Below are 623 nucleotides of genomic sequence, written 5' to 3'. Positions count from 1 at the left end.
TCTTCGTGCTGCTTTTGCTCGGCGCAGGGGCGGGGATCGTCGGCTACATGCTGCTTTTCGTGGTGATCGGCGCGATGATGAACGGGGTGACCATCGGGTATCTCGGCTACCTGATGGAGATTTCGCCGGACGACCGGCGCCCGGCCTATTCCGCCTATTTCAACGCGCTCGCTTCGCCCGCCGCGCTGCTGCCACTGCTCGGCGGGGGGCTGGTGGCGGCGATATCCATTCATGCGGTCTTTGTCGCGGCGATCCTTGCGGCGATCCTTCAATTCGTCCTGCTGCGGCGCATTTCGCGCCTCGCCGCAGGAGAGGTTTCATGATCGCGTTTCGCCGATTTCTCAAACGTCTGTGGATGCCGATCATACTGCGGGTCTGGCCGCTTGCCCGGCTCTGGTACCGGATGTGGGGCCTGAAGCTGGAGGGGCACCCGGAAGAGGAGGTCTGGTATTTCGCCTTCGGCGCCAACATGAATGACAGCGTCTTTCTGGGGCGGCGAAAGATGAAGCCGCTCGAATGGCGGGTCGGGCGGGCGCCGGGCTACCGGCTGCGCTTCAACCTGCATGGCCGCCCGCGCGGGCTGTCCGCGCCCGCGAATATCGCCCCCGACCCCGAAGCGGAGG

General features: G+C 65.2%; 2 protein-coding genes. Both read left to right on the top strand.

What is annotated here, in order from left to right; all coding sequences use genetic code 11:
* The coding region (locus A3764_RS25365) for a hypothetical protein (RefSeq protein WP_201722470.1) at window positions 1–323 on the top strand (323 nt) is incomplete at its 5' end.
* Window positions 320–623: hypothetical protein (locus A3764_RS18775; RefSeq protein WP_201722469.1), on the top strand; the 304-nt coding region annotated here is incomplete at its 3' end. The genes A3764_RS25365 and A3764_RS18775, both read left to right, overlap by 4 nt.

The organism is Sulfitobacter sp. HI0129 (assembly GCF_001635395.1).
Lineage (GTDB): Bacteria > Pseudomonadota > Alphaproteobacteria > Rhodobacterales > Rhodobacteraceae > Sulfitobacter.
This window is presented reverse-complemented; position numbering and strand designations above follow the sequence as displayed.